21 protein-coding genes are annotated in these 24021 nt (G+C 68.6%); 9 read left to right on the plus strand and 12 right to left on the minus strand.

Features of this window, described 5'->3' with window-relative positions; genetic code table 11:
* Positions 1–3: 3 nt before the first annotated feature.
* Entirely contained in the window at positions 4–690 is a 687-nt protein-coding gene (locus JW364_RS02240; protein WP_068970156.1) for a PIG-L deacetylase family protein, read from the plus strand.
* A 361-nt stretch (positions 691–1051) separates the two neighbouring features.
* On the opposite strand, the gene JW364_RS02245 is transcribed toward JW364_RS02240, so the two are convergent.
* Positions 1052–2770 (minus strand): GAF domain-containing sensor histidine kinase, encoded by a 1719-nt coding sequence (locus JW364_RS02245; protein ID WP_068970177.1) that lies wholly within the window; start codon positions 2768–2770, stop codon positions 1052–1054.
* A gap of 170 nt (positions 2771–2940) precedes the next feature.
* Between JW364_RS02245 and JW364_RS02250 the strand changes: the two genes are divergently transcribed.
* A complete protein-coding gene (locus tag JW364_RS02250) occupies positions 2941–3588 on the plus strand; it encodes a response regulator transcription factor (RefSeq protein WP_068970176.1) in 648 nt (215 codons plus the stop codon).
* Between the two features lie 382 nt (positions 3589–3970).
* Here JW364_RS02250 and JW364_RS02255 read toward each other — a convergent pair whose 3' ends face one another.
* The 5 genes from JW364_RS02255 to JW364_RS02275 form a co-directional block, all read right to left on the minus strand.
* Entirely contained in the window at positions 3971–4945 is a 975-nt protein-coding gene (locus JW364_RS02255) for a L,D-transpeptidase (RefSeq protein WP_068970155.1), read from the minus strand.
* Positions 4946–5503: 558 nt separating this feature from the next.
* Positions 5504–6796, minus strand: coding sequence for a PhoH family protein (locus JW364_RS02260; protein ID WP_058250725.1), 1293 nt, complete (start codon positions 6794–6796; stop codon positions 5504–5506).
* Between the two features lie 341 nt (positions 6797–7137).
* Entirely contained in the window at positions 7138–8004 is an 867-nt protein-coding gene (locus JW364_RS02265; protein ID WP_068970154.1) for an acyl-ACP desaturase, read from the minus strand.
* 43 nt (positions 8005–8047) lie between these two features.
* Complete coding sequence (gene glyA / locus JW364_RS02270; RefSeq protein ID WP_068970153.1) at positions 8048–9355, minus strand: serine hydroxymethyltransferase; 1308 nt, start codon at positions 9353–9355, stop codon at positions 8048–8050.
* A gap of 90 nt (positions 9356–9445) precedes the next feature.
* Positions 9446–10678 (minus strand): DUF885 domain-containing protein, encoded by a 1233-nt coding sequence (locus tag JW364_RS02275; protein WP_068970151.1) that lies wholly within the window; start codon positions 10676–10678, stop codon positions 9446–9448.
* Positions 10679–10775: 97 nt separating this feature from the next.
* Here JW364_RS02275 and coaA point away from each other — a divergent pair, with 97 nt between their 5' ends.
* A complete protein-coding gene (coaA, locus tag JW364_RS02280) occupies positions 10776–11717 on the plus strand; it encodes a type I pantothenate kinase (RefSeq protein ID WP_058250729.1) in 942 nt (313 codons plus the stop codon).
* Here coaA and JW364_RS02285 read toward each other — a convergent pair.
* Positions 11689–12198 (minus strand): carboxymuconolactone decarboxylase family protein, encoded by a 510-nt coding sequence (locus JW364_RS02285; RefSeq protein ID WP_068970150.1) that lies wholly within the window; start codon positions 12196–12198, stop codon positions 11689–11691. The genes coaA and JW364_RS02285 overlap by 29 nt on opposite strands.
* The gene (locus tag JW364_RS02290) at positions 12195–12974 is read right to left on the minus strand and encodes an SDR family oxidoreductase (protein ID WP_068970149.1); all 780 of its coding nucleotides are present in this window, start codon (positions 12972–12974) and stop codon (positions 12195–12197) included. The genes JW364_RS02285 and JW364_RS02290 overlap by 4 nt, the downstream gene beginning before the upstream one ends.
* Before the next feature lie 82 nt (positions 12975–13056).
* Between JW364_RS02290 and JW364_RS02295 the strand changes: the two genes are divergently transcribed.
* Positions 13057–14520 carry a PLP-dependent aminotransferase family protein gene (locus tag JW364_RS02295; protein WP_068970148.1) on the plus strand — a complete coding sequence of 488 codons (1464 nt, stop codon included), beginning with the start codon at positions 13057–13059 and terminating at the stop codon, positions 14518–14520.
* 27 nt (positions 14521–14547) lie between these two features.
* On the opposite strand, the gene JW364_RS02300 is transcribed toward JW364_RS02295, so the two are convergent.
* Complete coding sequence (locus JW364_RS02300; protein WP_068970147.1) at positions 14548–15330, minus strand: isoprenyl transferase; 783 nt, start codon at positions 15328–15330, stop codon at positions 14548–14550.
* 114 nt (positions 15331–15444) lie between these two features.
* On the opposite strand from JW364_RS02300, the gene JW364_RS02305 reads away from it, so the two are divergent.
* The 4 genes from JW364_RS02305 to JW364_RS02320 all read left to right on the plus strand — a co-directional run bounded on the left by JW364_RS02305 (position 15445) and on the right by JW364_RS02320 (position 20157).
* On the plus strand, positions 15445–16113 hold the full coding sequence (locus tag JW364_RS02305) for a hemolysin III family protein (RefSeq protein ID WP_068970146.1): 669 nt from the start codon (positions 15445–15447) through the stop codon (positions 16111–16113).
* A gap of 59 nt (positions 16114–16172) precedes the next feature.
* Entirely contained in the window at positions 16173–16724 is a 552-nt protein-coding gene (locus JW364_RS02310; protein ID WP_223258833.1) for a hypothetical protein, read from the plus strand.
* A gap of 93 nt (positions 16725–16817) precedes the next feature.
* Positions 16818–18392, plus strand: a complete 1575-nt coding sequence (locus tag JW364_RS02315; RefSeq protein ID WP_083229305.1) for a PepSY domain-containing protein — start codon at positions 16818–16820, stop codon at positions 18390–18392.
* Between the two features lie 115 nt (positions 18393–18507).
* The gene (locus JW364_RS02320) at positions 18508–20157 is read left to right on the plus strand and encodes an alkaline phosphatase (protein WP_068970144.1); all 1650 of its coding nucleotides are present in this window, start codon (positions 18508–18510) and stop codon (positions 20155–20157) included.
* A gap of 235 nt (positions 20158–20392) precedes the next feature.
* On the opposite strand, the gene JW364_RS02325 is transcribed toward JW364_RS02320, so the two are convergent.
* Entirely contained in the window at positions 20393–21481 is a 1089-nt protein-coding gene (locus tag JW364_RS02325) for a 3-deoxy-7-phosphoheptulonate synthase (protein ID WP_058250736.1), read from the minus strand.
* Between the two features lie 249 nt (positions 21482–21730).
* Positions 21731–22177, minus strand: a complete 447-nt coding sequence (locus JW364_RS02330; protein ID WP_058250893.1) for an Lrp/AsnC family transcriptional regulator — start codon at positions 22175–22177, stop codon at positions 21731–21733.
* Between the two features lie 97 nt (positions 22178–22274).
* On the opposite strand from JW364_RS02330, the gene rocD reads away from it, so the two are divergent.
* The gene (gene rocD / locus JW364_RS02335) at positions 22275–23531 is read left to right on the plus strand and encodes an ornithine--oxo-acid transaminase (RefSeq protein WP_068970465.1); all 1257 of its coding nucleotides are present in this window, start codon (positions 22275–22277) and stop codon (positions 23529–23531) included.
* On the opposite strand, the gene JW364_RS02340 is transcribed toward rocD, so the two are convergent.
* Positions 23497–24000, minus strand: a complete 504-nt coding sequence (locus JW364_RS02340; protein ID WP_058250738.1) for a TspO/MBR family protein — start codon at positions 23998–24000, stop codon at positions 23497–23499. The genes rocD and JW364_RS02340 overlap by 35 nt on opposite strands.
* Between the last annotated feature and the right edge of the window lie 21 nt (positions 24001–24021).

A 24021-nucleotide genomic window follows, 5' to 3' on the forward strand; every position in this document is an offset into this window, starting at 1 on the left:
ACCGTGACGGCGCAGCTGCTCCCCTTCCCCACCGACTGGCAGACCGCGCTCGTGCTCGTCGCCCACCCCGACGACCCCGAGTACGGGATGGCGGCGGCCGTCGCCCGTTGGACCGGCGAGGGCCGCCGCGTCGTCTACGCGCTGGCCTCCAGCGGCGAGCGGGGCATCGAGGGTCTGCCGCCCGCCGAGTGCGGCCCCCTGCGGGAAGCGGAGCAGCGCGCGTCCGCGTCGATCGTCGGCGTGGACGAGGTGGAGTTCTGGGGGTTCCCCGACAGTGACATCCGCAACGTGCCGGAGTTGCGGGACAAGATCACCGAGACCGTCGAACGGGTGCGGCCGCAGGTGATCGTCTCGCTCTTCGGTGGACCCGAGTGGGCGCCGGGCATGCCCAATCAACGCGACCACATGGAGTTCGCCGCGGCGGTCCTCGAGGCCTACGACGCCCTGGAAGCCCCGCCGTCGTGGTTGTTCGAGAACGGTCCGGCGGCGACCCACGGCGTCGAGGTCGAGGAACAACTCGACACGGCCGTTCGCGCACTGGCCGCCCACGACCGCTACCTCTCCGTCCTCGATCCGGACACCCCGGTCCTCGACCAGGCGCGGGCGCAGATCGAGATGGCGACCGCGCCGCGGGACGGCGATGCCCGTCATGTGACCGGCTTCGAGCTCAAACGGGGTCGGCCCGCCTGAGTCGGCACGACCCGCCGCGCATCAGCAGCGGCAGCGGCGACGACCCGACGTTTCCTTGGCCCCTCGGATCGGTGACCTTCGGCCCCTCCCGGCGGGCGCGACGCCGGTGGATGGTGTGAGGGTCAATCTCTCCGCACACCGTTCGGTGCAAGCTCTCCCAGGGGGACCGTCATCACTCTCACGGCCGTTCTCGTCGCTTTCCTCGCCGCATTCGCCGTCTGCGCGGTCATCGGATTGTCCGTGTGGCTGCTCGTGCTCTTCGGAGTGCTCACCGGACTCCAAACGGTCGCCTGGCTGACCGAGCGCATGTCGGCATGGCGACTACCGGCCGAGGCGGATGCCCCCTAGTGGGGTGTCTCCACTAGAGCTGCGCCGACCACCGCAGCGCGAGACCGCCGCCCGGCGGCGGGGTCGTCGTGAACGCCCCGCCGGCCTTCTCGGCCCGGAGCGCGAGGTTGGCCAGACCGCTCGGAGTCACGTCCGCCGGCAGCCCGATGCCGTTGTCGATGACCTCGACGACCAGCTCGTCGGCGACCGTGATCGACACCGTCACCGTCGTGGCCCGGGCGTGCTTCACGACGTTGCTGACCGCCTCGCGTATCACCGCGACGACGTTCTCGGCCAAGGGGCGATCGACCACGGACAGCGGACCCGAGGTCCGCACGTGCATCTGGATCGGCAGATCGTCGATCTGCTGGTCGATGACCTCCTGCACGCGCTGCCGCAACCGCGTGACCGTCATGTCCTCGGTCTGCAGGTCGAAGATGGTCGAGCGCACCTCCTGGACGATGTCCTGGAGGTTGTTGATCGACCGGGTGAGTCGCGAGCGGATATCGGGTGAGTGGGTGCGCTGCAGCGTCGCCTGCAGGCTGAGCCCCTCGGCGAAGATCCGCTGGATCACGTGATCGTGGAGGTCGCGCGCGATGCGCTCACGGTCTTCGAGCACGCGCATGTGATGGGCCTGCAACGTCGCGGTGGCCAGTTGCATCGCGAGTGCGGCCTGGTCGGCGAAGTCGGCGCACAGCCCGAGGAGATCCCGGGCGAACGGCTCCCGCCCGTCAGCCCGCATGGCGATCAACACGCCTCGTGTGGAATCGATGGTCCGCAGCGGCGCGGCCATGACCGGCCCGTAGCGCGTCGAATCGCCGACGTCGTACTCCAGGTGATTCCGGAGCACGGGCCGTCGTTGGACGAATGCCGTCCCCGAGGTCGACCCGGTGATGGGGATGCTCTGGCCGCGGAAGACGTGTCCGTCCTCTCCCTCGGCGACCGTGATCACCAGTTCGTCGATCAGCTCCACAGGCTCTTCGGTGTCGTGGGGCTCGGCGATGAAGACCAGGTCGGCATCGGCCAGGGTCAGCACCTTCCGCGCGATCTGCTCGAGGACGTCTTGATGATCGGCGCCGGTCAGCAACTCGGTCATCACGTCGCGGTTGGCCTCGATCCAGGCCAGCTGGTTCTGCGCCTGCGCGTAGAGCCGGGCGTTGTCGATCGCGATCCCGGCAGCCGAGGCCAGTGCCTGGATGACCACCTCGTCGTCCTCGGTGAAGACGCCGCCGTTCCTCTTCTCGGTCAGATAGAGATTGCCGAAGATCTCGTCGCGGACCCGGATCGGCGTGCCCAGGAAACTCGTCATCGGCGGGTGGTTGGCGGGGAAACCCACCGATTCGGGGTGCTCGGACAGGTCGGACAACCGCAGGAGCTCGGGCTGGTCGATGAGCTGACCGAGGACGCCACCGCCGGTGGGCAGGTCGCCGATGAGTACCCGGGTCTCGGCATCGATGCCCTGGGAGAGGAACGCGGACAGATGATGCCCGCTCCCGAGCACGCCCAGCGCCCCGTACTCGGCGTCGACGAGACGGATCGCCGACGCCACGATCGATTCGAGGGTGGTTTCCAGATCGAGTCCGGAACTGACGACCAGCATCGCCTGCAGGAGTCCGTCGGTCTGATCGCGTACTTCGGCGATCTGGCTGATCCGGTCGGAGACCTCGTCGAGCAGTTCGCGCAAACGCATCTGCGACAGCGCTTTCTGCAATTCGAGCGATCTCGGATCCAGTTCCGAGAATTCGGAAACCATGTACCGGATCATAGTCAGGTTCATTTCCGGGTGCTGCACTTCGAGTTCGAACGCGGTTTCGCTCGGGTTGGGACACGAGCGATGACATTTGGTAGACCTGCACACATTCGTCGAATTCGTCCGGCCCGTCCTACAATCCGATTCAGGTGTCCGATCCGGAGGGAGACGGCATGATCAGGGTTTTCCTGGTGGACGACCACGAAATCGTCCGACGGGGACTCGTCGAGTTGCTCGACTCCGTTTCCGACGTGGAGGTCGTCGGCGAGGCCGCCAGCGTCGCGCAGGCGCTCGCGCGCATTCCCGCGGTGTCTCCGGATGTCGCCGTGCTCGACGTCCGGCTTCCGGACGGCAACGGCATCGAATTGTGCCGTGAGCTCCTCAGCAGGGTGGACGGCCTGCGTTGCCTCATGCTGACCTCACTGACCGACGACGAGGCGATGATGGACGCCATCCTGGCCGGGGCCAGCGGATACGTCATCAAGGACATCACCGGGATGGAACTGGCGCGTGCGATCGCCGAGGTGGGCGCCGGCCGGTCTCTGCTCGACAACCGCGCCGCGGCGGCGTTGATGGATCGGCTACGCGCCCGGCAGGACGCCGCGGAACCGGCGGACGACGGACTCAGCGAGCAGGATCGGACGCTGCTGGCCCTTCTCGGCGAGGGCCTGACCAACCGGCAGATCGCCGCGCGGATGCATCTCGCCGAGAAGACCGTCAAGAACTACGTCTCGCGACTGCTCGGCAGGCTCGGCATGGAGCGTCGGACCCAAGCGGCGGTGTACGCGGCGAAGACCGCGAACCGCGACCGACGACGCTGAAGCGCCACGCGGAGGGTCGATCGAACGATGTGTCATTCGACTCTTGAGATCTACGTCACATAAGCCGACACTGAAATGGTCGCTCGTCCGACAGGGAGGGCTCTCGGACGAGTGCGGCCCGACGCCCCAACAAGTGACAGAGAAGGTCCATCGAGATAACAGTTGTTTCCGCATTCGTGGAAACCGGAACTTCCCCCTCCGACCGGCACTGCGGTAGTTGCGGACGCGCGTTCGCGATCCGTACGCCGCTCCGCCAGTCCGATCTGGACGATCTCGCCCGGGTCAACGGGTGGCACATCAGCACCGAGGCCACGTGGTGCCCCGGCTGCCGATGTGCCCGGATGAGTTTGTCCGACGTTCGCGCCCGGCCCGGCCGGACCGATCAGCCCGCCTGACCGCCGAGCCCGAAGAGGGCCGGAACCACGCCGACGAGCTGCGAGAGCAGACCGGTCAGGACGTCGGCACCCGGAACACCCGAGGTGGTGGGAGGCGTCGTCCCCGGCGTCGTGCCCGGAGCGGTTTGAGGGGTTGCTCCGGGCGCGTCGCCCGCGGGTGCACCCTGGTTGACACCGATGGTGATCTTCGGGCTCTTGGCCGGATCGAGCCACACGAGGATCTGTTTCATCAGCTCGCGTTCGATCGCGACGCAGCCCATCGTCGGTTCACCGTTCGTCACGTGGAGGAACATTGCCGACGCCCGACCCGGGGTGCGTTGCGGGTTGTGCGCGATGTTGACCGCGTAGTCGTAGACCGGGCCGGAGTTGTAGAGGTTCTCACTGTCCCCACCGGGGCTCTGCGGCTGACGCACGTGCGTGTTGTAGGTCGGCGACTTCATGTTCGAGTCCCACCAGTCCTGCTGGTCGACCTTGCGATACGGCATCTTGGTCCCGGGATTCTCCGCACGGCCGAAGGCCTGGTCGAGCGGGAAGGTGCCCTGCGGGGTCCGGTGGACGTCGTCCTTCGGCTCGCCCATGCCCAGCGAACCGAGGTAGGCCTTCGTCGGGCCGATGACGGGTTTCCAACTGCCGTCGGCGCCCCGGTCGAAGGCCGTCAGGGTGGCGGTGGTGTCGGACGCCTTCGGCGCGGTCACCACGATCATCTGGCTCGTCGGCCCACCCGCCCCGGGTGCACCGGCACCGCCGGTGCCGTCGTCCGACCCGGTCCCACCGGCGAGCTGGTCGAGAATGCCGTCGAGCAGCGGCATGCCCGACCCGGGCGTCGTTCCCGGACTAGGTGTGGTGGACGTCCCCGGCGTGGATGTCTCGGGTGTAGTTGTCTCCGGGGCGGCGACCGACTGCCCGGCGCCGCCGACAATCGCGGCGAGCACCGCGATCACCAACAGTCCCAACAGTCTCATTCGCCTCATCAGTAACTTCTGCACCATGCCAGTCTGACAGTGCGCAAGAGACCATGAGTCACGTCCTGGTCACGGTGCGGTTCGGATCAGGTGTCGGCGACGAGCCGGTCGGCGTATGGACAGAAGCCGTATTCACGCGGTCGAGGTCGATTTCTCGATACGAAAACACCGAATTGCCATGATTCGAAATGCAGTACAAAAACGCATTCGACGAATCAATCTGAGAAATGGGTCGAATTCTCTTGGACTTTGTTTGCGCGTTTGTTATCAGATCATTACTGTTGCGAACGACGGCGTCGAATAAAGGCGGCCGTCGAAACGGATAGCCATTCGATTAAGGGAGAACAATGACATCCTTGGAGAACGTCGAACTGCTCACCGCCATCGTCGACCTCTTGAATTCGCTCCGCGACTTCACCCCGATCGAACCGCCGACCGCCTGATCTGACACACGAGGGCCGCGTCGACTCCCTTCCGGTGTCGACGCGGCCTTCGAGTTTCCGGCGGCGAAATCCTTACGGCCACCGAGCAATTGGAACCCAGAGGTCGGCGCCGACCCTACGGCGCGAACTCCTCGAGCATCTCGGTCACGAGTGCGGCGATCGGCGACCGCTCGCTGCGGGTGAGCGTGATGTGCGCGAAGAGCGGGTGTCCCTTCAGCTTCTCGATGACCGCGGCGACGCCGTCGTGGCGGCCCACGCGGAGATTGTCACGTTGCGCGACATCGTGGGTCAGCACCACGCGAGATCCCGATCCCAGGCGGGACAGAACGGTGAGCAACACGTTGCGCTCCAGCGACTGCGCCTCGTCGACGATGACGAACGAATCGTGCAGCGACCGCCCGCGGATGTGCGTCAGCGGCAGCACCTCCAGCATGCCGCGGCTCAAGACCTCGTCGATGACCTCCGGCGACGCGAGCCCCTCCAGCGTGTCGAAGACCGCCTGCGCCCACGGACCCATCTTGTCGGACTCACTACCGGGCAGATAGCCGAGCTGTTGTCCGCCGACTGCGTACAGCGGCCGGAACACGACGACCTTCCGCTGGGTACGCCGTTCCAGGACCGCTTCCAGTCCCGCACAAAGCGCGAGCGCCGATTTTCCGGTACCGGCCTTGCCGCCGAGCGAGACGATTCCCACGCTCTCGTCGAGGAGCAGGTCGAGGGCGACCCGCTGCTCGGCCGACCGTCCGTGCAGTCCGAAGGCCTCGCGGTCGCCGCGGACCAGTTGCACCCGCTTGTCCGCGTTCACCCGGCCCAGGGCACTCGACGTGGCGCTGAGCAGTCGAACACCGGTGTGACACGGCAGTTCGCGTGCCTCGTCGAGGTCGACGACGCCCTCGGCGAACAACGTGTCGACCGTGGCGGTGGCGACATCGAGTTCGGTCATGCCCGACCACCCCGAGACCACGACATCCTGCGCGTGGTACTCGTCGGCGGCCAGGCCCACCGCACCGGCCTTCACCCGCAGCGGTGTGTCCTTCGAAACCAGGGTCACGTCCTTGCCCTCGGCGCGCAGGTTCAGTGCACAGGCGAGGATCCGGGAGTCGTTCGAGTCGGTGCGGAAGCCGGCGGGCAGCACGGCGGGGTCGGTGTGGTTGAGCTCCACCTGGAGGGTGCCGCCCTCGTCGCCGATCTCGAGCGGCAGGTCGAGCCGGCCGTGTTCGAGTCGCATGTCGTCGAGCATGCGCAGCGCCTCACGCGCGAACCAGCCGAGTTCGTGGTGGTGACGTTTGCCCTCGAGTTCGCTGATGACCACCAGTGGCAGCACGACGTGGTGTTCGGCGAAACGCATGACCGCCCAGGGATCGGACAGCAGCACGGAGGTATCGAGGACGTAGGTGCGTGTGGTCACGTGGGGCTCCTACGTTCGTGCGGCTCCCGCACAAACCAGTGTTGGTCGACCGGCCGGTCCAGTTGTCCGTTGTCCCGGCGTCAGCCGAGGTGGACGAGGACCGGGGCCGGTCCCCTCGCGTTGCTCGCACAAACCACGAATTGAACCTCCCGAACGAACCGCTTCCCCGCGGTCCGTCACTCGCCAACGTACGCGCGAAAATCGTTGGCGGCGCGCCGGAATCCGGTGTGTCGGCGTGAATTGTGGGTAAACCGCCGTATCGTTTCCACCGGAGACGCAACACGGCGCCACCAGGACTTTCGTCGTCCCGGTGGCGCCGTGTTCGTACTGGGCGCGAGTCGTCAGCGGCCGGTGCGGGCGAGGATGCGGGTGCGCGCGGCCTCCGCCTCCTCACCGAGACCGGAGACGGTGTCGAGCTTGACCGCGTCGGCCAGGGCCGCCGCGATGGCCGCCTTCACCTCGGCGTTCTCGTAGTCGGCGATGAGTGCGCGCTCGGCGTCGAAGTCGGCGATGTCGTGGCCGATCGGCTCGTCGAGGGCCAGCGCCCGGTCGATGGCGAGGACGGTGGCGTCCTGGTCGGCGACAATGCCGGCGTTGAGGAACGCGCCGAAGGTGGTGGCCTGGCCCTGGTCGTCGTTGGAGATCTTCGTCAGGATCTCCACGAGTGCCTCGTCGCCGGCGACCGCGGACAGGCGCTTGATGAAGTGGACGCACTGGTTCTCGTGTACCGCCATCAGCGCGAGCACGTCGAGCGGGCCGAGTGGCTCGACCTGCTCCGGCGTCTGCCGATACCCCTGCGTGACGTGGATGCGACGGCGCTCCTCGGCGTCCACCGGATCGATCGCGCGCCGGACGACGAGGTAGTCGCGCAGGACGATCGCGTGGCGGTTGTCCTCGGCGGTCCACACGCCCACGAGCTGTCGCCAGTCGGAGAAGGCCGGGAAGTGCTTGGCCAGCACCCGGTGGTACGACGGCAGGTTGTCCTTGGTCAGCAGGAGGGCGAGCAGTCCCGCACGTGCCTCATCGGACAGGAAGGCCTCCGACGGATCGAAATCCGCTCCGCCGAGGAACCCGAAGTTGCGTCCGTCGTCCCACGGCACCCAGTCGTGCGGATTCCACGGAGCCGCGGCCGACTGGTGGTCTTCGGCGATCTCGGGAAGAGCCTTCTCGAGCGCGATGATCAGGTCGTCTTCAGTGAGGGCGTTCATCGCTGAAAGGATACGGACGCGCCGCCGGGACAGGCAATCCAGGTCAGATCCGGCTCATCAGGCCCCACTCCTCGAGACCGTCGTAGAGCGGGAAGTCGAGGGCGAGCTTGGACACGCGCCCGCGCAGGGCCGAGACGTCGGCGGCATCGCCGGCCGCGAGCGCGGTGGCGATGATGTCGGCGACCTCGGTGAACTGTTCGTCGCCGAAGCCGCGGGTGGCCAGTGCCGGGGTGCCGATACGTAGACCCGAGGTGACCATCGGCGGTCGCGGATCGAACGGCACCGCATTGCGGTTGACGGTGATGCCGACCTGATGCAGCAGGTCCTCGGCCTGCTGGCCGTCGAGGGCGCTGTTCCGCAGATCGACGAGCACGAGGTGGACGTCGGTACCGCCGGTCAGGACCGAGACGCCGGCCCCGGCCACATCCGAGCCGTTGAGGCGTTCGGCGAGGAGCCGCGCCCCGGACAGGGTGCGCCGCTGGCGCTCGGCGAATTCGTCGGTGGCGGCGATCTTCAGGGCCACCGCCTTACCGGCGATCGCGTGCATGAGCGGCCCGCCCTGCTGACCGGGGAACACCGCCGAGTTCAGCTTCTTGGCCCACTCCTGCTTGGCCAGGATGATCCCCGAACGCGGGCCGCCGAGGGTCTTGTGCACGGTCGAGGACACGACGTCGGCATGCGGGACCGGCGACGGATGCAGGCCGGCGGCGACGAGACCGGCGAAGTGGGCCATGTCGACCCAGAGGTGTGCGCCGACCTCGTCGGCGACGGAGCGGAACGCCTCGAAGTCGAGCGTGCGCGGGTAGGCCGACCACCCGGCGACGATGACCTTCGGTTTGACGTCGAGGGCGATCTTGCGCACCTCGTCCATGTCGATGCGGAAGTCCTCTTTGCTCACGCCGTAGAAGGCGTTCTCGTAGAGCTTGCCGGAGAAGTTCAGGCGCATGCCGTGGGTGAGGTGACCGCCGTGCGCGAGGTCGAGACCGAGCATGGTCTCCCCCGGCTCCATCAGGGCCTGCAGCACCGCGGCGTTGGCCTGGGCACCCGAATGCGGTTGCACGTTGGCGAAGTCGGCGCCGAACAGCTCCTTCGCCCGGTTGCGGGCGATGTCCTCGACGACGTCGACGTACTCGCACCCGCCGTAGTAGCGACGTCCCGGGTACCCCTCGGCGTACTTGTTGGTCAGCACGCTGCCCTGGGCCTGCAGCACCGCACGCGGCACGAAGTTCTCCGAGGCGATCATCTCGAGGGTGTCCCGCTGGCGGCTGAGTTCACCGTTCATGGCGGCTGCGACGTCGGGGTCGAGCTCTGCCAGGGACATCGAGTTCAGGGATGACGGGTTCGCGGTCATGCCCCGATTCTAGGCACCGAGTTCGCGCCGCAGACTCGCCGCCCGCTCCCTGAGGAGTCCCGGAGCCTGCGGAGGGACGTCACGAAGGGTCTACAGCAGTTCGCGCCGCAGACTCGCCGGGATGAGTGGTTCGTCGAGCAGGCGACCGAAGGCGGCCGCGCGGTCGTCGGCCTGCTCGAGCCACGCCTCGAGCAATCGGTATCCCTCGACGTAGGTGCTGATGTAGGCGCGCCAGAGCGGCGAGGTGAGGAATCGCAGCATCTGTCGGGCCCGTTCCTCGGGCGCGAGAAGCCAGCGCCGGAGATGTTCGGCGACGGTGTCGGCGTCGGCGTGGCGGTCGTGCAGCAGCAGCGCGGCGTCCTGACGAACGCCGAGGAGCCCGGCGGTGGCGCGTCCGACGCCCATCGCCCGCCCGGCGTCGAAGCGGAGTCCGAGGTCGGCGTAGATCTCCTGTGCCCACGTTCCCCACTCGGGACCGACGATCGCGGCCAGCGCGTGGTCGGCGAGGCCCTCGGCCATCAGGCACTGTGGGGTGTTGACCAGGAAGATCGACTGCTCGTCGTGCCCCGCGCCGACGAGCAACTGCTCTTTACGGCAGTGCTCGGTGTGGTGACCGGGGTAGGCCTCGTGCGCGATGAGGGCCGGCAGGGAGGACATGTACTGCGTGAGATCGGCGTTGATGGCGACGCGTGAGCGATAGTTGCCGAGGTAGTAGTTGAATCCCGACCACGGCTTGTCGGTGACGACTTCGAACTCGACGATCTCGTTGTCCGGCAACGGATATGCGGACCGTACTCGTTCGCGGAGCGCGCTGCTGAACGCGCGGACGCACTCGTCGACCCGCTCGGGTGGGATCTCGTCGGCACGCCGGTGCGCGGCGTAGATGTCCCGGAGCTCGTCGCCGGTGGCGCCCGGGACGCCGAGGGCCTCCGCCAGGTCGGCGTGCGCCTGCCGATACCGGTCCGGATCGGCCATCGCGATGTCGACGTCGAAGTAGGCGCGGACCTCGTCGATGAATCCGACGTCGTCGCCGGCGAACTTGCGCGCCGAGCACTCCAGCGCGCGCAGGTGGGCGCCGATGAACTCGGCGCGCGCCGCGTCGAGCGCGCCGGGCAGGTCGGCGAGCAGCCCGCGCGCGCGGTCGGCGAGCCGGGCGGGATCGGGTGCGGGCGCGTTCTCGACCTCCGCCTTCAGCGCGGGATCGCCGGTGTAGGCGTCGACGAAGCCCCGTTCGAGGCGATCGAAGGCGAGGCCGAGACGGAGGTACTCGGCCACCAGCGGGTCCGAGGCGTGGTCGGTGTCGGCGACGGTCGGGGACGGCATACCGGCAGGCTACCGATCGACGCTGTCACACGTCGCCCTAAGCTGTACGCATGATCACTCAGGGAGCGGCGGAACCGACATCGGCGGAGCTGCCCTGATGGCCCGCAACGCCACCGATCGGGATCCCAGTCTGTACCTGGAACTCGACCGGAGGCAGTGGCGCGAACTCCGCGAGTCGATGCCCCTGGTCCTCAACGAGGACGAACTGGCCGAGCTCGTCGGCCTCGGTGAGCAGATCGACCTCGACGAGGTCGCCGACGTGTATCTGCCGCTCTCTCGTCTGATCCACCTGCAAGTCGCTGCGCGGCAACGGTTGTTCGCCGCGACCTCGACCTTCCTCGGTGAGCGGCAGACCAATCGGCAGGTGCCCTTCGTCATCGGGATCGCGGGCAGTGTGGCGGTCGGGAAGTCGACGACGGCCCGCGTGCTCGCCGCCCTGCTCGCCCGCTGGGAGTCCCACCCGAAGGTGGACCTGATCACCACCGACGGTTTTCTGCTGCGCACCGCGGAGATGCAGCGTCGGGGCATTCTGCACCGCAAGGGATTTCCCGAGTCCTACGATCGCCGGGCCCTTCTGCGCTTCGTCACCGAGGTGAAGTCGGGTGCGCGCGAGGTCGCCGCGCCGGTCTACTCGCACCTCGCCTACGACATCGTGCCCGACGTCTATCACTATGTGCGCCAGCCCGACATCCTGATCCTCGAGGGCCTCAACGTGCTCCAGACCGGAGCGACGCTGATGGTCTCGGACCTGTTCGACTTCTCCATCTACGTCGACGCCAAGATCGACGACATCGAATCCTGGTACATCTCGCGCTTCCTGCAGATGCGGACCACCTCGTTCGCCAACCCGGACTCGCACTTCCACGCGTACGCGTCGCTGACCGACGATCAGGCGACCGCCGCGGCCCGGGATCTGTGGACCTCGATCAACCGTCCGAATCTGATCGAGAACATCCTGCCCACCCGGCCGCGGGCGTCACTGGTGCTGCGCAAGGACTACGACCACTCCATCAATCGGGTGCGCCTGCGGAAGCTCTGACCGACGATGCGGCCCGGCGTTCGTCGAGTCCGGCCGGGTACCCGCCGGCCAGCGCGATGCGGTTCCACGCGTTGATCATCACGATCGACGCGACCAGCTGACCCATCGCGGCGGCGTCGAAATGGGCTCGTGCGGAATCGAACACGTCGTCGGGGACACCGTTCTCGCCGATCAGCGTGACGCTCTCGGTGAGAGCCAGCGCCGCCCGTTCGGCCGGGGTGAACGCCGATCCGGCCTCCCGCCACGCGGCGATCAGCATCAGTTTGTGCGGGTCGATGTCCTTGGCGAGGGCATCGGAGGTGTGCATGTGCAGGCAGTAGGCGCACCCGTTGAGTTGCGAGGCCCGGATGACGATCAGTTCGGCGAGTTCTGGGTCAACCCCGGCCGACGATGCCCGCTGCAGCGCCACGAGGGCCTTGTACACGGACGGATTGTCCTGCGGTATCCACATTCTCGTCGCAGGCCGGGCGGCGGTGCTCATCGCCGTTCCCCCGCGCTCGCATTCTCGCGACCGGCCAGCCACCCGTCGAGCGTCGTCGACGTGACGACGTCGGGATCGACTGGCACGAGTCCGCCCTCCCGTATCGCCGGCCCCCCGAACCGGACGCCGAATATCCATCGTGGTGAGCCGGTCTGCGCAGCAACCGCTTTCGCCACATCGACCAGGTCCATCTCCACCGGTCCGCTCACCTCGATCGTCCGCTTTCCGGTCGGACCCGCGGTCACCACGTCGGCGACCGCCACGGCCACGTCGGCGACCGCGGCCGGGGCGCACCGCATCCTGGGCACCGCGGCGATCGGACCGAACCCCATCGACGACATCATCTGCTCGGCGAGCTCGAACCACTGCACCGACGCCAGGATGGTGAGTGCCGCGGGGTCGACGACCTCGCCGTAGGCGGCCTCCTGTGCCGCTTTGCCCTGGTAGTAACCGAATTTGGCGTTGACCGCCGGATCGCCGGCGTTGACGATCGACACCACGACGACGTGCGCGACACCCGCCGTCGTCGCGGCACGGCCGATCTTGGTCGCCGTGGTCTCGAAGAAGTCGATCGCCTCCTTCGCCTTCAGCGTCTGGAGACTGAGGCAGTCGACGACGGCGTCGGCACCGTCGAACGCCGCCGCCAGACCCGTTCCGGTGTAGGCGTCGACGCCGGTCGCCCGGCTGGCGCGCACCACCTCGTGGCCCCGCTCGACGAGCAGGTCGGCGACCCGACTTCCCAGCGCACCGCTGGCACCCACGACCACTATCTTCATCTCGTTCCTCCTCAAGGACGGACAGCTCTGTGTTGTGGGTTTAGGCTATGCCGCAATTAGCTCAAGAAAGTGGTCCAATCCGATGGCAGAAAAGCGGGTCAATTCGACGGCGGATCCCTGGGCCGAAGTGGCCGAGCGGCTGGGCGCGGACCTTTTCCTCGACCTGCAGCCCGATCCGGGCGCGGGTGCACGCGGGCGCGGTGCCACCCTGCGTCGGGCCCTCACCGAGGCGCTGCGCTCGGCCATCCTCGACAACCGACTGCCCGCGGGCACCGCATTGCCGCCGTACCGATCCCTCGCCGCGGACCTCGGTCTCGCTCGCGGCACCGTGTCGGCGGTCTACTCCGAACTGATCGCGGAAGGGTGGCTGACCGCGCGCCAGGGCTCGGCCACCCGGGTCGCCGACGGTGCGGCACGGCCACCGGCCATCGACGATCCCGGTGCGTCCACCGCCATGCCGGCCCTGCGTCACGACTTCTCGCTGGGACGACCCTGCGCCGGGATGTTCCCGCGCAACGACTGGATCCGCGCCACCCGACGCGCCCTGACCGAGACCCCCGACGACGCCTTCGGACCGGCTCACCCCCGCGGGCGCCTTGAGCTGCGGAACGCCCTCACCGGTTACCTGGCCCGCACGCGGGGTGTCCGCACCGCACCGGACCTGATCGTTCTCGGGACGTCGGTGCTGTCGGCACTGGAGTTGTTGGCGCGCACGGTGATCGGTGGTGTCGTCGCGGTCGAGAGCCACGGTCTGCCCTTTCACCGGCACGCCCTCGAGCGCGGCGGCGCGCGGGTCGTACCGGTGCGCATCGACGCCGACGGCATGGTGATCGACGAGCTCGAACGCACCGGGGCGGCCGCGGTCGTGCTGACCCCCAGCCACCAGTTCCCCACCGGTGTCGCTCTTTCGCCGGCGCGCCGGATGCAGGTCGTCGACTGGGCGCGGCGGACCGGCGCGGTCATCGTGGAGGACGACTACGACGGCGAGTTCCGCTACGACCGCGAACCGGTCGGTGCGTTGCAGGCGCTCGGCCCCGACGTCGTCGTCCACACCGGCTCGCTGAGCAAGAGCCTGTCGCCGGCGGTACGCGCGGGCTGGCTGGCCACTCCCGCCCACCTGGTCGAACCGGTGTTGCGCGGCAAGGGCTTCCGTGAGGCCGACGCGAGCATCGTCGATCAGCTCACGCTGGCCGAACTGATCGGTTCCGGAGCCTACGACCGGCACATCCGGCGCAGTCGTCAGGCGTACCGGACCCGGCGCGATGCGCTGGTGTCGGCCCTGGCCGGAATCGGACTCGAACTCCCCGGCATCGCCGCCGGACTGCACGCGTTGATCCCCGTCGACCATGCCGACGAGGGAGCCATCGTCCACCGGGCCTACGAACGCGGAATCGCGGTGACCGGACAGTCCCTGTTCCGGCATCCCGACGCCGACCCGCTGCCCTCCGGCGGGATCGGCGTCGGCTTCGGCACTCCCGCGGCGTCGACCTTCGGCGCCGATCTCACCGCATTGACCGGGCTCCTGGCCGACTCCGCCGCACGCTGAACCCGGCGCGGATCGACACCGGCGGAGTCACTTGCCGAACCGCCGGCTCCGCGCGGAGTAGTCGCGCAAGGCGCGCAGGAAGTCCACCCGACGGAACTCCGGCCAATAGGCGTCGGTGAACCAGATCTCCGAATAGGCGCTCTGCCACAACAGGAATCCCGACAGCCGCTGCTCTCCGGAAGTCCGGATCACGAGATCCGGGTCGGGCTGACCCTTGGTGTAGAGATTGGCGTCGATCGCCTCCACGGTGACCGCATCCACCATCTCGGCCGCAGTCGCCCCGGCGGTCACCTTCTCCTCCAGGAGCGCGCGAACCGCGTCCACGATCTCCTGCCGCCCGCCGTATCCGACGGCGACGTTGACGTTCATCCCCTGCCGTTCGGCGGTGCGGTCGGCGGCCGCCCGCAGACGTCCGGCCACCAGCTCGGGCAGTGCGTCGAGGGTGCCGACGATGCGGATCCGCCACTCGCCCTCGGGCGCGGAGATCTCGTCGACGATGTCCGGCACGATCTCGAGGAGTGCGTCGAGTTCGTCCGACGACCGGTTGAGGTTCTCGGTCGACAACAGGTAGATCGTGACGGCTTCGATGCCCAGGCCGGCGCACCAGCCGAGCATGTCCGCGATGCGCTGGGCACCCACGCGGTGTCCGTGGCTGACGTCCTCGAAACCAGCCTCACGCGCCCACCGCCGGTTGCCGTCGCAGATGATCGCCACGTGACGCGGCAGACGCTCGGTGTCGAGGAGCTGGATGAGCCGCCGTTCGTAGACGGAGAGAACGGGTCGTCGAAGCCGGTCCGGCAGGAGCTTCATCGTCGCGTCGTTCCCGCGTCGTGTCGGCCTCGTGTCACGCAGGACACCTTACGCGTCGCATCACGCCTTGCCGGTGACGCTGTGGACGCGCGAAGTTACGGTACCGTAGGTTCGGTGAGCACGTTGCTGAACCCGCCGGCTGACGTCCGCCCACGACTGCGCGGGGTCATCCACCACTACTCCGCCTATGTGGCCGCGGTCGCGGGGCTGGCCCTGGTGATCGGCGCGGCCACGGTCGGCGACCCCGTCGCCGTCGTACCGTGTGCCGTCTACGCGGTCACCGTGCTCGGACTCTTCGCGATCAGCGCCGGCTACCACCGGATTCCGTGGAAGACCGCCCGCGCGCGGACCCGGATGAAGCGTGCCGACCACGCGATGATCTTCCTCTTCATCGCCGGCACCTACACGCCGTTCTGCGCCCTCGGGCTTCCCTCGCCGACCAGTTGGTGGGTCCTCGGCATCGTCTGGGCCGGCGCAGCCGCCGGTGCGACCCTCAAGATCGCGTGGCCCGGCGCACCCCGCTGGCTCGGCGTCACCCTCTACATCGTGCTGGGCTGGGTGATCGTGGCCGTCGCCCCGGCGCTCGTCGGCGAGACCGGTCTGCCCGTTCTGATCCTGCTCGCGCTCGGCGGTGTCTTTTACAGCGTCGGTGGCGTCCTCTATGCGGCACGCTGGCCCGACCCCTGGCCGGAGACCTTCGGTCATCACGAGGTGTTCCACGCCTGCACCGCAGTCGCGGCCCTGCTGCACTACGTCGCCGCCTGGCTCCTGGTGTTGGGCTGACCTGCCCGTACGGTGACCGCACGCGGTTCGGGCATGACCGCCGTCGCTATGCTCCTTCCGTGAACCCGGACGTGCGCGCCCTCCACCGCCTTCGCGGTGGGGTCGTCGGCGCGCTGTCGGCGAGCACCGCGGTGGCCGCGCACGGGCTCGCGGCGGGTTCTCTCCCCGCCACCTCATCTCTGGTGTTCATGATCGCGGCGTGCACCGTACTCGGCTGGGCGATCGGCGCGACGGCCCGTCGTCGTCCCGGGTGGCTCGGCACGATCGGGCTCCTCGCGGCCGGGCAGGTGCTCGCACACGTGTCGCTCACCGCGCTCGATGCCTCGTCGGCGCACCACGCGGGCGTGAGTGCGCTTGCACACGCGCCGAGCGGGACCATGATGTTCGTCCACGCGGTGGCGACTCTGCTCACCGCCGCCGCCATCCACGTCGTCGAACCCGCCCTGCTCAGCGTCCTGACCGCGGTCGTCGCACTCATCCGGGCCGTCCTCGACCCGCCCGCTGACGACGCGATCCCGCGCGCCCCGCGGGCGACCCACGACGACGCGCGGCCCCGCCTGCGCGCCATCGCCGCTCTCGACACCCGCGGACCCCCGGCCCTCACGCGCTGATTCCCTACTCCGCCGACCCGTCACCCGACGGGCCGGTCGGTGCGCGTCTGCCCTCCCGCCTGACCGCGGTCAATGCCGCGCGCCGTCTTCCGCATGAGAGGCCCACCCGTGTCCCTGTCGAACCTGTCCCGCCCCGGTGAACCCGCCGGGCCGCCCGACCCCCGTCCCGAAACATCCGACGACAACCCCACTCCACCAGCCGCCGCACCAGACCGGCGAGTGACCCCGAACAGCTGGCAACCTCTGCTGCGCCGGTTGCACTTCTACGCCGGCGTCTTCATCGCGCCGTTCCTGATCGTTGCGGCGGTCAGCGGCGGGCTCTACGCGATCTCCCCATCGCTGGAACAGGTCGTCTACCGCGATCAACTCTCCACCGAAAGCACCGGCGACGCACGTCCGATCTCCGAACAGGTCGAGGCGGCGGCCCGGATCCGGCCGGACCTCACCCTGTCCGCGGTGCGCCCGGCCGCCGAACCCGGCGACACCACCCGCGTCCTGTTCGACGATCCCTCCCTCGGGGCGTCGAAGCGCCAGGCCGTGTTCATCGATCCGGTGACCCTGGAATCGACCGGAGAGCTGGTGTCCTACGGCAGCAGCGCGGCGTTGCCGATGCGCACCTGGATCAGCGAACTGCACCGTCACCTCCATCTCGGCGAGCCCGGCCGGATCTACAGCGAGCTCGCCGCCTCCTGGCTGTGGGTCATCGCCGTGGCCGGCCTCGCGCTGTGGATCTCCGCGTATCGCGCGCGCCGAAAACGACGCGCCGCCGACCTGGTCGCCTTCGACCGATCGGCGACCGGACGCAACCGCACCCGCAACCGGCACGGCGTGATCGGCGTCTGGATCGCGGTGGGGTTGGTGTTCTTGTCGGCCACCGGTCTGACTTGGTCGAAGTACGCCGGTGAGCACGTCTCCGATGTGCGCACGGCGCTGAGCTGGACGACCCCGACGGTCGACACCTCGCTGTCCGGATCGACGTCCGGATCGGACGGGCTGGGTGATCACAGCGGGCACGGCGATCACGGCGGCGCGGGTCACGGGCAGCGCGTTCCGGAAACGTCCGGCCAGACGATCGCGCAGCTCGACCGGGTGCTGGGCACCGCTCGGGCCGCCGGTGTGGACGGCCAGGTGGAGGTCTCGATCCCGACCGATGCGGACACCGCCTTCACCGTCGCCGAGACCAGGCAGCCCTGGCAGTTCGCCCAGGACACCGTCACCGTGAACGGCGCGACCGGTGCCGTTGTCGACGAACTGCGGTTCGCCGACTGGCCGCTCGCCGCGAAACTCACGACCTGGGGCATCGCACTGCACATGGGCATCCTGTTCGGCTGGGTGAGCCAGCTGGTTCTCCTGCTCCTGGCGATCGCGCTCGTGGTGCTGATCGTCCGCGGCTATCAGATGTGGTGGCAACGGCGGCCGAAGCGTGGCGGCGCGGTCGCGGTGGGTCGCCCGCCGGCACGGGGTGCACTGCGTCGGGTGCCGGTGGCCGGCGCGGTCGCGATCGTGGTGGTGGCCGCGGTGGTGGGCTGGTTCGTGCCGTTGCTCGGACTCAGCCTCCTCGGCTTCCTCGTGGTCGACGCCGCACTCGGAATCCGCGCCCGTCGCAAGCAAGTCGGCGTCGTCACCGGCGCCGGGAGCGAGTCGAGCGGGTCGGTCGACTCGCGGTAGCCCGTCGGGCAGGCGGCGGGGACGTACGCGTGGAGGTCGGAGACTTCACCTCCGCATCATGTCCCCGCCGTCTGCAGGTGGAGCCCAGGTCAGGTGATCCTGGTCGGCTGAGGCCATGCGGGGAAACCCGGCCGACGCATCACCGGCCCTTCTCACACCGTCGACCATCCGTTGTCATCCCGACCTCACGCTCCGCGGCGGCACTTCCCGACGCCGCTTCCTCACCTGGTCGGCACTCGTCGCCGGTCTCGCGTTCACGCCCGGCCTCCTCGGCGGCACCTCGCCGGCCCTACCCACACCGGCTCACCCCGCCGGCGTCTTCGGACTCGGGGTGGCGTCCGGTGACCCCCTCCCCGACGGCGTTGTGCTGTGGACGCGGTTGTCGCGCAACCCGTTCGCGCCCGGTGGCGGCATGGGACCACGCCCGGTGCGGGTCGACTGGGAGATCGCCGCCGACGAATCCATGACCCGCATCGTCCGTCGGGGTACGGTCCACGCCACCGCGGAATGGGGACACAGCGTGCACGTCGATGTCCGCGGTCTCGCGCCCGCCGCCGACTACTTCTATCGGTTCCGGGCACTCGGCGAGGTCTCGACGATCGGCCGGACCCGAACGGCACCAGCACCTTTCGCACGAGTCGAGAAGATGACGGTCGCCGTCGCGTCCTGCCAGAACTGGTCCGACGGCTACTACCATGCGTACGCTGACCTGGCGGCGCATGCACCCGACGTGGTGCTCCACCTCGGTGACTACATCTACGAGAAGCCGATCCCGGTTCATGGTGGCGCGAGACCCGAGGCGGTGCTTCCTCTCTCGGCAACACGGGAAGCAGTCGACCTCGACGACTACCGCGAGCGCTACGCGCTGTACAAGTCCGACCCCGACCTCCAACTCGCCCACGCGATGACACCGTTCGTGATCACCTTCGACGATCATGAGGTCGACAACAACTGGGCCGCAGCGATTCCCGAGGACCACACCCCACTCACCGCGTTCGCGCTGCGTCGCGCCCGCGCCCTGCGCGCGTGGTGGGAGAACACGCCGGTGCGGGTGGCGGCCCGACCGAACGGAACCGTCATCCGCGCGCATCGGCGGCTCGGCTTCGGCGACCTGGTCGACCTCACCCTGCTCGACACCCGCAGTCACCGCAGCGATCAGGCCAACGGAGACAACGACACCGGGCAGAACGCGCGCACCGCGGACGCCTCCCGAACCATCCTCGGTGCCGAACAGGAACGATGGGCGCTCGACGGCTTCGCCTCGTCCCGGCACCGGTGGAACGTCCTCGCCCAGCAGGTACCGATGGCCGACCTCGCCCGAACCGTCGGCTCGACCCGGGCGGTCAGCATGGACGGGTGGAGCGGCTACGAGGCCTCGCGCTCCCGCATCCTCGGCGGCGCCGCCGACCGGGGCGTGCGCAACCTGGTGTCGCTCGCCGGCGATATCCATCGCAGCGTGGTCGCCGACCTCCGGACCTCCTACACCGATGAATCGCCCATGCGCGGCGTCGAATTGGCCGCGACGTCGATCACCTCCGGCGGGGACGGGGAGGACATCGACGACGGCGACCGCCGCCTCAAGGAAGCGTCACCCCACGTCCGGTTCGGCAACTCGCAACGCGGCTACCTGCTCAACCGGATCCACTCCGATCGGTGGGAGGCCGAGTTCCGCGTGGCGCCGTCGGTACGGTCGCCCCGCGGAACACTGCGTCGTCGAGCACTGATCACGATCCCGGACTCGACGTCTGAGGTCGACGTCGTCTGACCCGAGCGAAGCGTCTCCCATCGTTCCCCGGTCCGAAAGAAGCACACAACCCACTGATCCCTGAGGTGCGAGGAGCGCAAGCGACGAGCCACGAAGGGCCTGGTGAGACACGTTGCTACACCCTTCGTGGCTCGCTTCGCTCGCACCTCAGGGAGCATGAGATTCGGACGCTCACGAGTGTTCTTTCATGGTCCACGACGGCCGCCGAGCCGCAGATACTGAGGCGAGGGAAGGGTCAGCCCCGCGCGAGCGCCGCCAGGACCTGGGCGCTGGCCTCCCAGCCCATGCACTTGTCGGTGACGGACTTGCCGTACACCAGCGGGGTGGCCTCGGTCGACTGCGCGCCGGGCTCGAGGAAGCTCTCCAGCATCACGCCGCTGACGTTCGAGGGCTCACCGGCCTCGCGCGCCGCCCGGAGGCGCGTCGCGATCTCGGTGGCGACCTCCGCCTGACGGACATGATCCTTGCCCGAATTGGCATGCGAGCAGTCGATCATGACCCGGGCGGGCAGGCCGGCCGCGGCGAGCGCCTCGGCGGCCGCCGACACCGACTCCGCGTCGAAGTTCGGGCCGCGCGTGCCGCCGCGCAGGATGATGTGGCAGTCCTCGTTGCCCGCGGTCTCCACCACGGCACCGTTGCCGAAGTCGTCGACTCCGAAGAAGACGTGTTCGGCCGCAGCGGCTTTCACGCCGTCGATGGCGACCTGGACGTTGCCGTCGGTGCCGTTCTTGAAGCCGATCGGCATCGACAGGCCCGACGCCAGCTGCCGGTGGACCTGGGACTCGGTGGTGCGGGCGCCGATGGCACCCCACGCGACCGCGTCGGCGATGTACTGCGGGCTGGTCGGTTCGAGGAACTCACATCCGACGGGCAGACCGAGGTCGATGATGTCGAGCAGCAACGACCGGGCGGTGCGCAGGCCACGCTCGACATCGAAGGTGTTGTCCATCCCGGGGTCGTTGATCAGGCCCTTCCACCCGACGGTGGTGCGCGGCTTCTCGAAGTAGACGCGCATGACGATCTTGAGTCGCTCGGAGTAGGCATCGGCCAGCGGCGCGAGGCGCCGGGCGTAGTCGATGGCGGCGATCGGATCGTGGACCGAACAGGGCCCGACGATGACGAGCAGCCGGTCATCGCGGCCGGCGAGGATGTCGGCGATCTCGTCCCGGTCGCGCTGGACGGCGACTGCTCGTCGTGCCGAGAGGGGCAGTTCGCTGCGCACGGTGTCGGGCGACGGGATCGGACGGAACGCCCGGATGCGGCGGTCGGAGGTCGATTCGGCGTTGTCGTCGGATCGGATCGGGAGGTCCGGCAAGGTGGTCACGTTGTGTGCCTTTCGAGGTCATGCCCGTGTCGTTGTGGTGACGAGGCATGCCCTGGGTGTGGTCGGAGCCCCGCTCAAATGACAAGAGCAGCGACCGTGGGGTCGCTGCTCGGGCTCCGGGGGTGTCGTGCGCGCGTCAGGTCAACGCATCATCGTGGCCCCACCCGGAGCCTCGATAAAGCGCCAATACGCGCGCACGGTGCTGATCACGGCGACCACACTAGCACAACGGTTTCGACACCCCGATTCTCACGGGTGCCCCCGGTCGATCAGCTCGCTGAGCACGAGGATCGACTCTGATCGATCCACCGGGCCCGCCCGCCGGATGCGTTCGAGCGCCTGCTCGAGGTGCCGTACGTCGCGGGCCATCACGCGCAGGACGGCGTCGGCCTGACCGGTGACCGTCGCCGCGCCCACGACCTCCGGTATGGGCTCCCACGCCGCCTTCAACTCGTCGGGCGAGATGTTGCCCCGGCAGTAGACCAACACGTATGCCTCGGTGGTCCACTGCATCGCGTGCGGGTCGACGACCGCGGTGAAACCCCGGATGACGCCATCGGCGACCAGTCGGTCGACGCGTCGTTTCACCGCGGGGGCCGACAACCCCACCTGCTGCCCGATCTGCTGGTAGGTCGCCCGGGCGTCCCGGGTGAGGTGCGCGAGCACCCTCTCGTCGAGGTCGTCCAGTGTCCGCAACAGACCGCTCCCCTTCGCGTCCATACCGGCGATCCGTTGCGTTCAGACGCAATCGACGTCGATTGTTTGCACCAGACCTCGACGATACCCTCGATTCATGACGAGGACGAGCCCCGGCACCGGCACCCACGCCAGCGCGGGTGCGCCGCTCGACGTCGTCGAACCTCATGTGGCGCAGAACTATTCGCCGATCCCGGTGACCGCGGCCACCGCCGAGGGGGCCTGGATCACCGACATCGACGGCCGTCGCCACCTCGACTGTCTCGGGGCCTATTCCGCGGTCAATTTCGGCCACCGCCATCCACGCATCGTCGCCGCCGCACTCGATCAGCTGGCGCGGGTCACGCTCACCAGCCGCGCATTTCGGTCCGATCGACTCGAACCGTTCTGCGCCGCACTGGCTTCCCTGTGCGGCAAGGACATGGTCCTGCCGATGAACACAGGTGCGGAGGCGGTCGAATCCGGGATCAAGGTCGCCCGCAAGTGGGGTTACGACGTCAAAGGCGTACCCGACGGCCGCGCCACGATCGTGGTGGCCTCCGGGAACTTCCACGGCCGCACGACGACGATCGTCTCGTTCAGCGACGACCCCGAGGCGCGCGCCGGATTCGGCCCCTACACACCGGGATTCGTTCGCGTCCCGTTCGGCGACCTGGCTGCCCTCGATGCCGCGATCGACGAGAACACGGTGGCCGTCCTGCTCGAACCCGTCCAAGGCGAAGCCGGCGTCGTCGTGCCTCCCGACGACTATCTGCCCGGCACGCGGGCCCTCTGCTCCGAACGCGGCGTGCTGTTCATCGCCGACGAGATCCAGTCCGGTCTGGGCCGCACCGGTAGGACCTTCGCAGTAGAGCACTGGGGCGTCGAACCCGACGTCTACCTGCTGGGGAAGGCACTCGGCGGCGGGCTCCTACCGGTGTCGGCGGTGGTTGCCGACCACGACGTCCTCGGCGTGCTGCATCCCGGTCAGCACGGATCGACCTTCGGCGGTAACCCGCTCGCCGCAGCCGTCGGTCACACCGTCGTCGACATGCTCGCCGACGGGACCTGGCAGCGACGGGCGGCGGAACTGGGCGATCATCTGCACGCCCGACTGCGCGACTTCGTCGGGAACGGGGTGGTGGCGGTGCGCGGCCTCGGCCTGTGGGCAGGGATCGATCTCGACCCCGCGCTCGGCACCGGCAAGGACTTCTGTCTGCGGCTGTCCGAACGCAATGTCCTCGCCAAGGACACCCACGGCTCGACGCTGCGACTCGCACCACCGCTCGTGGTCACGGAATCCGAGATCGACTGGGCGATGGACCGATTCGCCGCGACGCTCAGGCAGGCGCCGGTGACCGCCGACCACGATTGAGCCACCAGGCGCTCGTCGAGAGCACGGTGGCGAACGCGCACCACGCCGGGTAGGCGGCGAGCGCGGCACCTGCCGTCCGGTTCGTACGTGCGGTGCGCCGGGCGAGGTCGGCGCTGCTCACGGTGAGCGCCGCCGCCGCGACCGACGCGGTTCCGAGGGCGCCCCGGCCGAAGTAGATCCAGCTCCACCCGCCGTTGAGCACGAGGTTGGCGCCGAGCGCCGCGAGATACCGCTGACGTTGTTCGTGGTCGCCGTCGTCGGCCAGGTCGTCGAGGGTGACTGCCGAGGTCACCGCGAGGTCGGCGTAGAGCGAGGTCCAGGCGAGCGGGAACGCCCAGTTCGGTGGTACGAAGGACGGTTTCGCCAGCTTCGGATACCAGGTCTCGACCGCCGGCTTGGTGACCACACTGCCGATGGCTGCCGCCGCAGCGGTCGCGAGTGACGTCCCGATCAGAGTGGAGATGCGCATGACTCCACTTCTACGCCTCGA

It is taken from the genome of Gordonia sp. BP-119 (assembly GCF_016924115.1).
In the GTDB taxonomy this organism is placed as follows: Bacteria; Actinomycetota; Actinomycetes; order Mycobacteriales; family Mycobacteriaceae; genus Gordonia; species Gordonia hongkongensis.

Bases quoted from the DNA above. Each gene is read 5' to 3' on its own strand.
- JW364_RS02315 (WP_083229305.1), top strand. From the start codon at position 16,818: ATGAGAGGCCCACCCGTGTCCCTGTCGAACCTGTCCCGCCCCGGTGAA.
- JW364_RS02295 (WP_068970148.1), top strand. From the start codon at position 13,057: ATGGCAGAAAAGCGGGTCAATTCGACGGCGGATCCCTGGGCCGAAGTG.
- JW364_RS02340 (WP_058250738.1), bottom strand. From the start codon at position 24,000: ATGCGCATCTCCACTCTGATCGGGACGTCACTCGCGACCGCTGCGGCG.
- JW364_RS02290 (WP_068970149.1), bottom strand. From the start codon at position 12,974: ATGAAGATAGTGGTCGTGGGTGCCAGCGGTGCGCTGGGAAGTCGGGTC.
- glyA (WP_068970153.1), bottom strand. From the start codon at position 9,355: ATGACCGCGAACCCGTCATCCCTGAACTCGATGTCCCTGGCAGAGCTC.
- JW364_RS02275 (WP_068970151.1), bottom strand. From the start codon at position 10,678: ATGCCGTCCCCGACCGTCGCCGACACCGACCACGCCTCGGACCCGCTG.
- JW364_RS02265 (WP_068970154.1), bottom strand. From the start codon at position 8,004: ATGAACGCCCTCACTGAAGACGACCTGATCATCGCGCTCGAGAAGGCT.
- rocD (WP_068970465.1), top strand. From the start codon at position 22,275: ATGACGAGGACGAGCCCCGGCACCGGCACCCACGCCAGCGCGGGTGCG.
- JW364_RS02285 (WP_068970150.1), bottom strand. From the start codon at position 12,198: ATGAGCACCGCCGCCCGGCCTGCGACGAGAATGTGGATACCGCAGGAC.
- JW364_RS02250 (WP_068970176.1), top strand. From the start codon at position 2,941: ATGATCAGGGTTTTCCTGGTGGACGACCACGAAATCGTCCGACGGGGA.
- JW364_RS02255 (WP_068970155.1), bottom strand. From the start codon at position 4,945: ATGAGACTGTTGGGACTGTTGGTGATCGCGGTGCTCGCCGCGATTGTC.
- JW364_RS02245 (WP_068970177.1), bottom strand. From the start codon at position 2,770: ATGGTTTCCGAATTCTCGGAACTGGATCCGAGATCGCTCGAATTGCAG.
- JW364_RS02320 (WP_068970144.1), top strand. From the start codon at position 18,508: ATGCGGGGAAACCCGGCCGACGCATCACCGGCCCTTCTCACACCGTCG.
- coaA (WP_058250729.1), top strand. From the start codon at position 10,776: ATGGCCCGCAACGCCACCGATCGGGATCCCAGTCTGTACCTGGAACTC.
- JW364_RS02300 (WP_068970147.1), bottom strand. From the start codon at position 15,330: ATGAAGCTCCTGCCGGACCGGCTTCGACGACCCGTTCTCTCCGTCTAC.